The sequence below is a fragment of the Saccharospirillum alexandrii genome, from assembly GCF_004000275.1.
Taxonomy (GTDB): Bacteria; Pseudomonadota; Gammaproteobacteria; order Pseudomonadales; family Natronospirillaceae; genus Saccharospirillum; species Saccharospirillum alexandrii.
The window spans coordinates 283777-295705 of the sequence record NZ_RCIP01000003.1 but is presented as its reverse complement, the minus strand read 5'-3'; the positions used below and the strand labels follow the sequence as shown (position 1 = coordinate 295705).

The following is an 11929-nucleotide window of genomic DNA, read 5'->3' as shown; positions in this document are numbered from 1 at the left end:
ATTGGATAGTTTGCTTTAGTTCCCCGAATACAATGTGGGTGCGTTCATGCATCTACAATAATAAATATGGGAAATCGTCAATGAACAAAATTACGTTGATGGCTACGGCTATCGGATCTGTGATCGTTCTTGTTGGCTGTGAAACAGGAACAACGTCTGGTGACACGTCCCCCCTTACGGGTGCTGGTAGTGAGACATTCAGGGAAAAGGCAGAGTCGCTGGTCGCTCGCATGTCAGCCTACGAGCAGATGAATATGCTGGTTGGGCCAGGTTACGCACTTCAACCAGACTTTTCGTTTGGAACCAATTATGAAGCGCTCACTAATGTCAAAAACGACATACCGGGTACAGTCGGGTATATCAATGGTGTCTATAATGAGAGCACCGGCCTCGATATTGCCGCTGTAAAGCTAGCAGATGGTGCCGCAGGAGTTCGAATAGACCCTGTTCGAGACGGGGATAGCGATACCTACTATGGCACAGCATTTCCAGTCAGTACGTTGCTTGCATCAACCTGGAACCTTGATATACAAGCAGCCGTCGGTAGGGCAATAGGTACTGAGATTAAAGAGTATGGTCTGGATTTCTGGTTGGCCCCCGGCCTTAACATTCAACGTAACCCTCTGAATGGGCGGAACTTTGAGTATTACTCTGAAGACCCATTGCTTTCTGGGATGATGGCCGCGTCTGCCGTCAATGGTGCTCAGTCGGTTGGTGTAGGTGCCACCGTTAAGCATTTTGTTGCCAATAATGCAGAGACCTCGCGTAACTTCGTGAACAATATTATTTCACCAAGAGCGTTGCGTGAAATATATATGCGTGGGTTTGAGTACGCAGTTGCTGAGTCCAACCCGTGGGCAGTGATGACAGCGATGAATCAGGTTAATGGCCATTATTCGGGTCAATGGAGAGATCTTAATACAACAGTATTGAGAGATGAGTGGGGTTTTGACGGGCTCGTTATGAGTGACTGGTGGGCCGGAGATGGGAACTACCCCGAGATGATTCGTTCAGGTAATGATCTGATTGAGTCAGGCGGGGTAGCGCTGGCATATCGGTACGGCGAAGTGGACGCGCTTCAGCAACTTGAAAATGCTTATGAGTCTGGTGAGCTGGATGAAGAGACGATTAAATCCAGTGCAGTTCGGGTGCTGACGCAGTCGTTGAAAACACCGTCTAATCAGGGCTACGAGTTTTCCAGTCGCCCTGATCTGGTCGCCCATGCCGCGTTGTCGAGAACATCGGCCAGTGAAGGTATTATCCTGCTGAAGAATGATTCGGATGTATTGCCAATTGACCGTTCTTCCCGCATCGCTTCTTTTGGAATTAATCAGGTTAATACGCTAAAAGGAGGGTATGGCAGTGGGGATGTTAACGCAGCCTATACGGTTAATATCCTGGACGGACTGGCCGCTCAGTTTACCGTAGATTCTGAGCTTAGCGCGCTTTACCAGGATCACTTTTCTGCCAATAAGTCAGAAACGGATTTTAATGGCTTGTCTACCATTATAGAGTGCAGCGAGCCTCCGCTTACCCCGTTGGAAATTGAAGACTATGTTACTGGCAATGACGTAGCTGTTATCAGCATCGGTCGATACTCAATGCAAGGCAGGGATCGAGCGAATGCGGAAGGGGATTTCCTGCTGTCTGCTGATGAATCCAACCTGATTGAAGATGTGGCTACTGCGGCGCATGCACAGGGTAAAAAAGTCATCGTTGTATTAAACGTGGCAAGCATTATTGAAATGGAATCTTGGCAAGATAACGTTGATGCAATCGTGTTGGCCTACTTGCCCGGGCAAGAAGCCGGGAATGTGATTGCCGATGTTCTGTCTGGTGAGGTTAACCCTAGCGGAAAGCTCACACAATCGATCCCGGTTGCTTACGCAGACATCCCTTCAGCCAGCAGTTTTCCAGGGGTGGATACCGATGCAGATGGAAAGGTAGATACCCATTATTACAATGAGGGCATCTACGTTGGATACCGTTACTACGATACCTTTGATCAACCGGTGAGCTACCCGTTTGGGTTCGGCCTTTCCTATACAGACTTCGAGTACGGTTCTCCCCTTTTGGTAGATAATACCCTTAATTCTGAAGGGGCTCAGGGCAAGGTTTCGTTCTCGGTTGATGTGACCAACATTGGTGGTGTTGCCGGTAAAGACATCGTTCAAGTATACATAGCGGCTCCTTCCGGTCGCCTGGATAAGCCGGCGGCCGAGCTTAAGGCTTTCGCCAAGACAGCCTTGTTGGCCCCGGCCGAGGACCAGACTTTGGTCTTTGATGTTACCGCAAAATGGTTGTCCAGTTTCGACCCTGCTAGAAACCAATGGGTGGTTGAGCCTGGGTTGTATAGAGCCTACATCAGCAAGTCATCAGAGACGGACGGTGTCTATCCGGTGACCTTTTCGGTCACTAGTGAGATCGTTGTGGATGAAACCACCCCGGGTGCTTTGTCACTGCCGGATACGGTAGGTGATTTCGAGACCGTTCATAATGACTGATGTGATATAGGCGCACCTGCCAAGGCGCTAACCCGGTAAGTTCAGGAGATGCTGTAAAACCCGGGGTAGCTCTGCTATCCCGGTTGAACCATTCTGCCATGGGCTTGCCGACCATTCTTGGGTCTGCGATTAGGCTATCAAGCTCATGCCTGCGTACGGCTTTGGTATCAAGTGCCCGGAGCGTTACGGGATTTGCCCTGGGTGCCAGGTGTTGTTCAATGCAGAGTCTCCCTAGCGCTACGGGGTAGTGCAGCCACTGTCCAGAATGGCATTGGATTGTTAACGAATGGGACAAGGTGAATGCACTGCTGCCCGGTGTGTTCTGAAGTGTCATGCCTTAGACTGTATAGGTAGGATCATCAGGCACTGACCATTAGACCTATGCAGCTGTTTAACGACATTCGGTTCGATAACCTAAAAGGTGACATCTTCGGTGGCCTGACGGCTGCGGTGGTGTCTTTGCCCATGGCGCTGGCGTTCGGCGTCGCGTCCGGTGCCGGTGCCGAGGCCGGGCTCTACGGGGCAGTGCTGGTTGGGTTGTTTGCGGCCCTGTTTGGTGGCACGTCCACTCTGATTTCCGAGCCCACCGGTCCGATGACGGTCGTGATGACGGCCGTACTCACCACCCTGATTGCCGATAACCCGGAAAACGGCAGAGCCATGGCGTTTACCGTGGTCATGATGGCCGGGTTGTTTCAGATCGCGCTGGGGGCACTCAAGCTCGGCAAATACATTACGTTAATGCCCTACAGTGTGGTCTCCGGCTTTATGTCCGGTATTGGTATTATTCTGATCATTCTGCAGCTGGCTCCTTTCCTCGGTCACCCGAGCCCGCCGGGCGGTGTGACGGGCACTCTGGCGGCCTTGCCTGGGCTGTTAACCTCGATCAAGCCGGTCGAATTCATATTGGGTGCTTTCACCATTGGCATTCTGTTTTTCGCGCCCAAGCAGTGGACCCGCTACGTTCCCGCCCAACTGATCGCCCTGGTCGCAGGCACACTGTTCTCCCTGACGATTCTTGGTTTTTTTGAGGTGCGCCGCATCGGCGAGATCGATCTGGGTCTTCCCTCTATGGTTGTGCCCACTTTCAGTTGGGGCCAATGGAGCGAGATGATCGTAGACGCCCTGGTGCTGGGCACGTTGGGTTGTATTGATGCGCTCTTAACCGCGGTCATCGCCGACAGCCTTACCCGCCAGGAGCATAAATCCGATAAAGAACTGGTCGGGCAGGGCATCGGCAACTTAGTCTCGGGCCTGTTCGGTGGGTTGCCCGGTGCCGGTGCCACCATGGGCACGGTGGTGAACATTCAAACCGGGGCGCGGTCGGCGTTGTCGGGCATTGTGCGGGCGGTCGTGTTGATGGTCGTCATTCTATGGGCGGCGAAACTGACCGAGAGCATTCCGCTGGCGGTATTGGCTGGTATTGCCGTGCGGGTGGGCATCAATATTCTGGATTGGAGTTTCGTGAAACGCGCGCACCGCGTTTCCTTAAACGCCACCTTTATCATGTATGGCGTGATGTTTTTAACCGTCTTCTTCGACCTCATCGTGGCGGTGGGGTTGGGGGTTTTCATCGCGAATATCATCACCATTGAGCGGCTCAGCCGCGAACAAACCCGAAACATCAAGACCATTACCGATTCTGACGACGCCATTGCGCTCAACAACGAAGAAAAGCAGTTGCTCGATGAAGCGCAGGGCAAACTGCTCTTGCTGTACCTGAGTGGCCCGATGATTTTTGGGGTGTCCAAGGCCATTGCCCGGGAACACAATGCCGTCATGAGTTGTACCGCCATGGTGGTGGATATCAGCGACGTGCCACTGGTTGACGCCACCGTCTCCCTGGCCATTGAAAACGCGCTCAAGGATGCCCTGGACGCTGGCAAGGAGGTGTTTATTGTTCGCCCTGCACAAGAGACATCGAGGTTTCTGGAGGGTGTGGGGCTGTTTGATATGGTACCGCCCCAACACGTCTGTTCATCGCGGGTAGAGGCCTTGCGCCTGGCGGGCGAGGCCATTCGGTCACACCCGCAGTAACTTGTTCCGGGGCTGAAGCCAGGCCCTCTGCCCATTCGGTCAGCCCCTTAAAACCCTCTCCATTTTGGATCTGGATTCGTGCCTGTAACGGGCGAGTCGCTCCAATGCAGGCTGTTTGTCTTTCTAACGTCCAACTGCCCTCTGTTACGAGGGGGCGGCCCTATATCCCGAATGGTGATTGATTTAACTCGACACTCGAAAATATTTTGACAGCACCCACCTCCTGTGGTTTATTTAGTTTGAGACGTGAAATTAAAGGCCGCCCTGACTCATTCAGGGGAAAACAAAAACCATCACAACCAGAGGAAGGCCCCATGCTCAAGCTCAAACACCTAGTCGTTTCCACCTGCGTCGGCACCTTGCTGGCCGTGTGCAGTACACAGCTGGTGGCTGAAGAAACAGTGACTGTCCTGCATAACCAGCAGGATCAGTTCATTCGCGATACTTGGGATGACATTCGTGTCGACTTCGAAGCCCAAAACCCGAATATCACCGTGCAACTGGATTTTATGGACGACGATGCCATGAAAGCCCGCTTGCCCACGCTGCTGCAATCGAACGCCAAACCCGATCTGTACTGGAGCTTCGGCGGCGGCAATTACCGGGTGCGCGCTGAAGCGGGCCTGCTTGCAGACATCACCGACAAGGCAGACCGCCTGAGAGCCAATATTGGTTCGGGCGCCATGTCGGCGTTTGAGGTTAACGGCCGGCTCTATGGTGCACCCTATCGGCTGGCTCAGGTCGGATTCTGGTACAACAAGTCGCTGTTTGAGCAGGCCGGTGTGAATGCCGACAGCATTGAAACCTGGGATGACTTTCTGGATGCAGTCAGTACGCTCAAGGAGGCCGGTATCACCCCCATCGCCGCTGGCGGTGCTGAACGCTGGCCGCTGCATTTTTACTGGACCTACCTGGCCATGCGCATTGGCGGGCAGGATCTGTTCCAGTCGATTCTGGCCGATGAAGCCAGCTTCGATAACGAGCATTACGTACGCGCAGGTGAAGAGCTGCGCCGCCTGGCAGAGCTCGACCCTTTTCAGCCCGGTTATCGGGGCATGGCCTATAACGAGGCCGCCGGTGTGTTCGGGAATGGGCAGGCCGCTATCCACCTGATGGGTGAATGGGATATCGGTGTGCAAACCTCCGAATCCGAAAGCGGCGAGGGTGTCTCTGGTGGCAACCTGGGCTACTTCAATTTCCCCATGGTGGCCGGTGGCCTGGGTGACCCTTCCGCGACGCTGGGCGGTGTCGATGGCTGGGCCTTTACCTCGGGCAATGGCAGTGATGCCGCCGTGCGCTGGCTGGAGTTCTTCCTGGCGCCAGAACAACAACGCAAACTCGCTGCAGCGGGCATCATCATTCCGGTGGCCAATGGTGCGGCTGAAGCCGTTGAAGACCCGCACATGAAGCAAATTGCCGAGAACATTGCCAACTCATCCTGGCATCAGGTGTTCTGGGATCAGGCGCTGGGCGCCGATGTGGGCGGTGTGATCAATGATGTGTCGGCCGAGCTGTTTGCCGGTGAAATTTCACCGGAAGATGCGGTAGATCGGGTACAGCAGGCCTGGGATTTCCGATAATTCTGCCGAAGCGCTCCCTGGGCTCATTGGCTGCAAAGTCATTGAGCCTTTCTTCGATCAAAGCCGTTCGAGACTGTCATGAAATCTGTTGATATCGCGCTCGAAGCGCAGCGTACCGGCCGGTTGTCGGCTGTGAAAGAGTGGCTGTACCGCCATAACACCGGCGGGCGGCTCTCCACTTTGTTATTGTTTATTCCACCGGCGCTGATGGTATTCACCCTGCTGGTGATCCTGCCGATTGCTGAATCCGGTGTGTACAGTTTCTACCGCTGGAATGGCTTTACCGCACTGTCTGACAGCGGACGCTGGGTTGGCTGGCGCAATTTCCAGTTTATTCTGCAGGACCCGGTTTTCCATCAGGCAGTGTGGAATACGGCGAAGATTGTGCTGATCTCCCTGCTGATTCAATTACCGCTGGCCATGATGCTGGCGCTGAGCATTGCCAGCAAAGGCAGCCTCAATACCTTGTTCCGGCTGGTGTACTTTCTGCCTTTTATTCTGGCCGATGTTGTTGCTGGTCTGATCTGGCGGTTTATTTACGACGGTAATTTTGGCCTGGTAGCGGCCTTTACCCAGCTGTTTGGCATGGAGTCTTTTTACCCGCTGGCAGACCGGGACTGGGCCTTCAATGCCATTCTGGTTGTGGTGGTCTGGAAGTATTTTGGCTACCACATGATGATCTACATCGCCGGCCTGCAAAGTGTGCCAAATGATCTGGTAGAAGCCGCCCGGCTCGATGGCGCCAGCCGTCTGCAAATCATCTTCCGCATCAAGCTGCCGCTGATCATGCCCGCTATTCGGTTGTCGATATTCTTCAGTGTGATTGGCGCGTTGCAGTTTTTCGAAATGGCGATGCCGTTGGTCACCTCAGGTGGCCCCAGTGGCTCGGCGCATACCATTGTGACTTACCTTTACGAATTCGGCATTGTGCGCTCGCGCATCGGTTTTGGCAGCGCCGTGGCCGTATTGCTCTTTGTAATGTGTGCGATCTTTGCCTTTATCTATCAACGGTTTGTGATGGCGAGGAATACCGCATGACGGAGATGACTGATCGGCGCAGTGTGTCTGCCAGCGTAGCGCGCTGGGGGTTATTGCTGCTAGCGGCTCTGTTTGTTTTATTACCGTTCTGGATGACGACACTCGGCGGGTTTAAGAGCCTGGGGGAGTTGAGGGTTAGCCCGCTGGGCTTGCCCCGTCAGTGGGATGCCACCGCTTACCTGGACATTCTCACCAGCAGCATGACCTGGCAGATGATGCTCAATTCCGTTGTCATTACCGGCTTTACTGTTGCCCTGGTGTTGATCATCGCTTCCATGCTGGCATTCACCTTCTCGCACATCCGGTTTGCCGGCAAACAGTATCTGTATTCGTACGTGATTCTGGGCATGATGTTTCCCGGCGCTACTGCGATTCTTCCGCTGTTCATCAAAATTCGGGACATCGGATTGCTCGATACCTATGCGGGCGTCATTCTGCCTCAGGTTGCGTTTGGCCTGGCCATGAGCGTGCTGTTGTTCCGAACCTTCTTTGAGCAATTGCCGAAAGAATTGTTCGAGGCAGCCCTGGTCGATGGCTGCAGTTATGGCCGGTTTTTCTGGACCATCGTGATGCCACTGTCAAAACCCATTCTGGCCACCGTGGGTGTGTTCATTCTGGTGGGTAGCTGGAACAATTATATTTTCCCGCTGATCATGCTGAACGATCAAAGCGTTTACCCCTGGCCCCTGGGGCTGATGGAGTTTCGTGGCCAGTACGGATCTGAATGGAATCGTATTCTGGCCTACATTACTGTCACCATTTTGCCGGCGGTAGCCTTCTTTCTGTATGCACAAAAGTACATTGTCGCCGGGCTGACCGGCGGTGCGGTTAAAGGGTAATTTTTTAATGCGTGCAACCATCAACAACCCGATTCTTCCCGGCTTTAATCCAGACCCGTCGATCTGCCGGGTCGGTGATGATTATTACATCGCTACGTCCACCTTTGAGTGGTACCCGGGGGTGCAGATTCACCACTCGACCGATCTGGTTAACTGGCGGCTGGTCAGCCGGCCACTGAACCGGCCCGACCTGTTGGATATGCGCGGCAATCCGGATTCCTGTGGTGTCTGGGCACCTTGCCTGACCTACAGCGAGGGCGTGTTTTATCTGGTCTACACCGATGTTAAACGCCACAGTGGCGATGCCAAAGACGCGCACAATTACATCACCCGCTGCACCACGATCGATGGCGACTGGCAGGCGCCGGTTTACATCAACAGCAGTGGCTTCGACCCTTCGCTGTTTCACGACGACGATGGTCGCCGCTGGTTCCTGAACATGCTGTGGGATTACCGGCCAGACAAGCCCTCTTTTGGTGGCATAGTGCTGCAAGAGCTTGACCGGGATAACCTGTCCCCGGTCGGCCCGGTGCACACTATCTTTGCCGGCAGTGACCTTGGCATGGTGGAAGGGCCGCACCTCTACAAACGCAATGGTTACTATTACCTGCTGACGGCTGAAGGGGGGACTGAATACGACCACGCCTGCACACTGGCGCGGTCTCGCCAATTAACCGGCCCCTATGAATTGCATCCGAAGCAGCACCTGATCACCGCCCGGTTTGACCCGCAATGCCCCTTGCAGCGAGCCGGCCATGGCGACCTGGTTGAAACCCCGGAGGGGGAAACTTATCTGGTGCATCTGTGCAGCCGTCCACTGGCCAACCGGGGGCGCAGTCCCCTGGGCCGAGAAACCGCTATTCAGAAGCTGACCTGGGGGGATGACGATTGGTTATGGCCAGATGCAGACTGCCTGTCGCCCCAGATTCAGGTGCCGGGGCCAGAGACGCGAAACCACACATCTACGCCGGCCCGGGAAGCCGACATTGACTACCGGTTCACTGCCCGCCAATTGCCGGTGGATTTTCAGTGGTTGCGCACACCCTTCCCGGAAACCCTGTTCAGTCTGAGTGAACGCCCGGGCTATTTGCGCTTGTACGGAAGGGAATCGCTTGGGAGTTTGTTCAACAGTTCACTGGTGGCCAGACGTCAGCAAAGCCAGCGGTTTACAGCCTCGACTACCCTGGACTTTCAGCCCAGGCATTTCCAGCAGATGGCTGGGTTGGTGTGTTACTACAACAGCCGCAAGTATCATTATTTGTTTATCAGCCATGACGAAACCCTCGGCCGCTGCCTGGATGTCATGAGTTGCCTGGCCGATGCCAATGGCCATGGACATTACCCGCTGAACGGCCATCGTATTCCACTGCCAGCCCAGGGGCCGGTCCGGTTACGGGCCGAGGTGGACTTTGAACATCTGTATTTTTCCTGGGCGAGCCAGGGTGAAAACTGGCAACGGCTGCCACTGAAGCTGGACTACTCTGTGCTCAGTGACGAAGCCGGTACCGGCGCAGGCAATAATTTTACGGGGGCCTTTGTGGGTATGGCGGCTCAGGATCTTTCAGGCACAGGCACGCCAGCGGATTTTTCCGGGTTTGAGTACCGTGAAGGGGCTGGTTTGGGTGGTTTCCCCTAATGGCTGCTACCTGATTTCTGCAATAAGAAACACGCGACTTCCGAGAGCCGGGTGATGCCACCACCCTGGGTACACCACCGCTCGCTAAGTGACAGGGTCGCAAGGCGTGTGCTTGCCCGGTTTGCAAGTGCACAAAGCTGGTCGGGTCTATAGAAGACTGGTGAGCACCAGCATGATGGTCGCCGCAGTAGTCACAAAGGCGATCAGTGCGAGCAGTCCGTCCCGGGCGATCAATGCCAGACCGAAAGAGGTTAAGGCTATGCCAGCACCGTTGGCGCTGAAGGGCACAATCTCCATCAATGGCATGGCCGCGGCAATGATCAGACAGACGAAGGCGATGGCATAATTTGCCGGGCCTCTGGCAAAGGAAACGAGTCGCTGGCGCAGCAAGCGGTCGACAAGCCGCGCGGGCTTGCGACACCAGCGGGTGACGTTGCTTAACGTCTCGTTCGATATGGACCGTCTGAGCAACCAGTTGGGAAACCAGAAATAGTCGCGTCCCAGCAACAATTGCACGGCCGTTAGAACGACGATGATGGCCATCAGCGTCGGCACACCCGGTATATCGCCGACCAACGGTGCCATGGTAATCAGCCCCACCAGCAATAGTAAGGGCCCGAAAGAACGTCGCCCAATTTGAGACAATACGTCTTCCAGGGAAACCTGGTGCCCACTGCGTTGCTCAGCATCGGCAATTTGGTCGATCAGTTGTTCAAGATTCATCCTGAAACCCGCCTCTATGGTTGTTCAAGTCCTTGGACCTGTAAACGACCAGAGTAAAGGCACGGGGATAAGGCCATCAAGCCAGTCAGTCCGTCGACATGGACTTATGAGAAAGCCGTCACAGGGCGCGGCACTGAAAACCGCAGCGTCACCACAAGAAGTATCGGCGGAGGTCCGAGTGGAGGGTAGATGACGCGTTTAGCGCACTTATCCCCATCGATTTCAGGAAGACTGACTCAACACCTATTTAAAGAAAGCCGAACAGTCGTGGACCTGCCTTGAGAAAGCGTTACCATAGCCCGCTTTCGGTTCCCTCTCGTTTTTTTATCAACACCCAAGGAATTTTCAGTGAACATCGAGATGATTAAAATGGCCCTTGTACTTGGCCTGCTCAGTTGGATTGGTCCTTTCGCCATCGATATGTATCTGCCGGCCATGCCGGCCATCAGTGAAGATCTGGGGGCCTCGGTATCGGCTGCTCAGTGGACGTTGATGTCCTTTTTCATGGCATTTGGTATCTGTCAGCTGTTTTACGGGCCGGCCTCCGATGTGTTCGGCCGCAAGCCCCCGCTGTATTTTGGCCTGGGCATTTTTGGCGTCGCGTCGATTGGCTGTGCGCTTGCGCCTACCATCGAGTGGCTGATTGCACTGCGTTTTCTGCAGGGTGTTGGGGCCGCCGCGGTGATGTCCATTCCGCGAGCGGTCATTCGCGACCGCTACACCGGTACCGAAGCGACGCGGCTGATGTCGACCATCATGCTGGTGATCGCCATTTCGCCGATGCTGGCCCCATTGATGGGCACGGCCATCATCGTGCCGTTCGGCTGGCGCGCTGTCTTTCTGGCCGTGGCCGTTGCGTCGGTGCTGGGGTTGTTGTTGACGGTGTTTTCGTTGAAGGAAACGCTGGCGCCGGCAGAACGGGCGCCGTTCCGGTTCAACGCCATGATGAAGGCCTTCGGCGTGTTGTTCCGTGACCCGGGCTATATGGGCCTGACCCTGATCGGCGGTATGGGTATGGCCAGCTTCTTTGCCTTTTTGGCAACGGCCTCGTTTTTGTACACCGGCTATTACGGCCTGACGCCATTCCAGTTCAGCCTCGCCTTTGCGTTGAACGCGTTGGGCTTTTTCACCACCAGCCAGGTGGCTGCCAACCTCGGCGTCCGCTTCGGCTCCATTACCGTGGTTAAATGGGCCGTGGCCGGGTATGCCCTGTCAGCCTGCCTGATGTTTGGGCTGGTTGCCCTGGGTAATGACAGCTTTCCGTTACTGGTCACCTTGCTGATTATTACCTATGCCTTTCTGGGGTTGGTTGTCCCCACGTCCATGGTGTTGTCGCTGGAAGAGCATGGCCCCATTGCAGGCACGGCTGCCGCCCTGGGCGGCACCTTGCAAATGATGCTGGGTGCGCTGGCCATCGCCGTTGTCAGCCTGGTGTTCGACGGTACTCCGCTGATGCTGACGGCGGCCATTGCGCTGTGCTCGTTGGTAGCCGCGGGGTTGTCGTTGCTGACATTGCGCGGTACGCCACAGGGTGTGGCAGCCTGAAGGCGCAGGAATAATGTCTGATTGAAA

General features: G+C 55.0%; 8 protein-coding genes. 7 read left to right on the top strand and 1 reads right to left on the bottom strand.

Going from position 1 to position 11929, the window contains the following annotated elements:
* The first annotated feature begins 80 nt into the window (after positions 1-80).
* The 6 genes from EP166_RS14985 (at position 81) to EP166_RS14960 (ending at position 9634) form a co-directional block, all read left to right on the top strand.
* Entirely contained in the window at positions 81-2504 is a 2424-nt protein-coding gene (locus tag EP166_RS14985; protein WP_164743960.1) for a beta-glucosidase family protein, read from the top strand.
* Positions 2505-2885: 381 nt separating this feature from the next.
* Complete coding sequence (gene bicA / locus EP166_RS14980) at positions 2886-4541, top strand: bicarbonate transporter BicA (protein ID WP_127558504.1); 1656 nt, start codon at positions 2886-2888, stop codon at positions 4539-4541.
* 314 nt (positions 4542-4855) lie between these two features.
* Positions 4856-6121 (top strand): extracellular solute-binding protein, encoded by a 1266-nt coding sequence (locus tag EP166_RS14975; protein ID WP_127558502.1) that lies wholly within the window; start codon positions 4856-4858, stop codon positions 6119-6121.
* Between the two features lie 78 nt (positions 6122-6199).
* Positions 6200-7159: a carbohydrate ABC transporter permease gene (locus EP166_RS14970; protein ID WP_127558500.1), complete on the top strand. Its 960-nt coding sequence runs from the start codon at positions 6200-6202 to the stop codon at positions 7157-7159.
* Entirely contained in the window at positions 7156-7998 is an 843-nt protein-coding gene (locus tag EP166_RS14965; protein WP_127558498.1) for a carbohydrate ABC transporter permease, read from the top strand. The genes EP166_RS14970 and EP166_RS14965 overlap by 4 nt, the downstream gene beginning before the upstream one ends.
* Positions 7999-8005: 7 nt before the next feature.
* Complete coding sequence (locus tag EP166_RS14960; protein ID WP_127558496.1) at positions 8006-9634, top strand: glycoside hydrolase family 43 protein; 1629 nt, start codon at positions 8006-8008, stop codon at positions 9632-9634.
* A 147-nt stretch (positions 9635-9781) separates the two neighbouring features.
* Here the strand turns inward: EP166_RS14960 and EP166_RS14955 are convergent, their stop codons facing one another.
* Positions 9782-10357: an exopolysaccharide biosynthesis protein gene (locus EP166_RS14955; RefSeq protein ID WP_127558495.1), complete on the bottom strand. Its 576-nt coding sequence runs from the start codon at positions 10355-10357 to the stop codon at positions 9782-9784.
* 348 nt (positions 10358-10705) lie between these two features.
* Between EP166_RS14955 and EP166_RS14950 the strand changes: the two genes are divergently transcribed.
* Positions 10706-11902 (top strand): multidrug effflux MFS transporter, encoded by a 1197-nt coding sequence (locus tag EP166_RS14950; protein WP_220432596.1) that lies wholly within the window; start codon positions 10706-10708, stop codon positions 11900-11902.
* Positions 11903-11929 lie beyond the last annotated feature (27 nt).

What these genes read in the sequence shown, in the direction of transcription:
- EP166_RS14960 (WP_127558496.1), top strand. Translation starts at nt 8,006, where the DNA reads ATGCGTGCAACCATCAACAACCCGATTCTTCCCGGCTTTAATCCAGAC.
- bicA (WP_127558504.1), top strand. Translation starts at nt 2,886, where the DNA reads ATGCAGCTGTTTAACGACATTCGGTTCGATAACCTAAAAGGTGACATC.
- EP166_RS14970 (WP_127558500.1), top strand. Translation starts at nt 6,200, where the DNA reads ATGAAATCTGTTGATATCGCGCTCGAAGCGCAGCGTACCGGCCGGTTG.
- EP166_RS14955 (WP_127558495.1), bottom strand. Translation starts at nt 10,357, where the DNA reads ATGAATCTTGAACAACTGATCGACCAAATTGCCGATGCTGAGCAACGC.
- EP166_RS14975 (WP_127558502.1), top strand. Translation starts at nt 4,856, where the DNA reads ATGCTCAAGCTCAAACACCTAGTCGTTTCCACCTGCGTCGGCACCTTG.
- EP166_RS14965 (WP_127558498.1), top strand. Translation starts at nt 7,156, where the DNA reads ATGACGGAGATGACTGATCGGCGCAGTGTGTCTGCCAGCGTAGCGCGC.
- EP166_RS14985 (WP_164743960.1), top strand. Translation starts at nt 81, where the DNA reads ATGAACAAAATTACGTTGATGGCTACGGCTATCGGATCTGTGATCGTT.